This is a genomic window from Alteromonas alvinellae, assembly GCF_902705805.1.
Map to the genome: position 1 here is coordinate 1 of NZ_CACSIH010000235.1, position 1,412 is coordinate 1,412.

Genomic DNA, 1,412 nt, shown 5'->3' on the forward strand with positions numbered 1-1,412 from the left:
TAATGCCGTTCACTTAAGGTGAGCGGCATTTTTCTTTCTGCTGTATCGCTGTGGTCTCTTCTTAACTGTTCGGGGGAAGTTGCGTTCTCGCCGTGGAGCCAGAATAAGATTCTCAGCCATTTTATGCAGGTATTTATACTGCCTTGGAATTGCGCCGGGCGTTGAATAAGGCAGACCGACCAGCAGCGACGTCACCTGAGCCAGTGCACCATTAAAACTAAGCTGGTAAGGCAGGTAGTTTCCTTTAAGGTTAAAGCACATCTGAACCATCTGGTATCGCACTAGATTGTAGGTCAGCAATACGCCCCACAGTTCCTGCTTCACTAATTCAGGAAGGCGACTGCGCAGGGTCAGACGGTTTCCCAGCATGTATTGTTTTTGCTCCCTGTAGCCCAGCTCAATCTCCCAGCGATGCCCATATAAGTCAGCGATATCAGCTGCAGGGTAACGCATGGCATCAGTCATTGACGTAAGCACTTCATAGGTTTTACCTTTGATTTTTCGGCTCACAATACGAGCGGTCAGGGTATCGGGTAATCCCGGCCATAACTTCCTAGAGCGAGGGTTACTGCTTAACATTACCAACTTGTCGTTGCGTCCCAAGGAGCGAATTTCTTGATATTGCAGGTTCTTTTTAACAGGAATAAGCCAGTGACGGTTTTCCCCTTCGAGCTGCCATTGATGTAATAGGCCCAGGGAGTAAAACCCTTTATCGAACAGGGTGACACTATTATCTGGGGTAGTTTCGATAAGCTGTTCGGCCAGCCTCATTTCGTTGACGGCGTAACTATCAAACGCGCTTCCCGTCATCAGGTGGGTACTTAGCTCCATCTGACAAACCATTCTTACTTGCGGGTAAAGAGAATCCTTTTGGCGTGAAAACGCGTCGGCATTTTCCGGCGAATCTTCGGTACGCCAGACGACACCATCAACGCCTAACAGCGTCAGCCCATTCCACTGAGGTAAGTTTGCCTGTCTGAGCCAGTGCGCCGTCATGTGCTGATACACCGCCTTTGCACCACTTTCCCCCAAGGTTTTACGACGCTGCGTTAACGCACTTTTCGCCACAAAAGGCTTACCCTCGCGATCAACAATATCGAGCTGGTTTACAACATCAGATATCGACTTGTCATTGTACAGCGCCATGCCTACAAGTAACCATACCAGTGATTCAAGCGACAACTTACGTTTGCGCAAGGTAACTGTATCAGACATCTGATAAGCTTGTTCAATCAACTCTAATGGAATGAGGTCAGACAGCGCTTTAGCTTGTGGCTGCTTAACAGTATTGATGATGTCTAAAGCTTGAGAAACGTCCATAAAAAAATCCGATATCAGTTACCTGATACCGGATTTTGAAGCCTTAAAAAGATCGGTCAACCGATCATTAAATTCTTAACTGATCGGCATTA

At 47.3% G+C, this 1,412-nt stretch carries 1 protein-coding gene; it reads right to left on the reverse strand.

Features of this window, described 5'->3' with window-relative positions; all coding sequences use genetic code 11:
* Positions 1 to 9: 9 nt before the first annotated feature.
* Positions 10 to 1,320, reverse strand: coding sequence for an IS4 family transposase (locus ACX5KA_RS18425; RefSeq protein ID WP_061485165.1), 1,311 nt, complete (start codon positions 1,318 to 1,320; stop codon positions 10 to 12).
* Positions 1,321 to 1,412: the final 92 nt, after the last annotated feature.

Excerpts from the sequence above, each read along its gene's own strand:
- ACX5KA_RS18425 (WP_061485165.1), bottom strand. The coding sequence starts at position 1,320 with ATGGACGTTTCTCAAGCTTTAGACATCATCAATACTGTTAAGCAGCCA.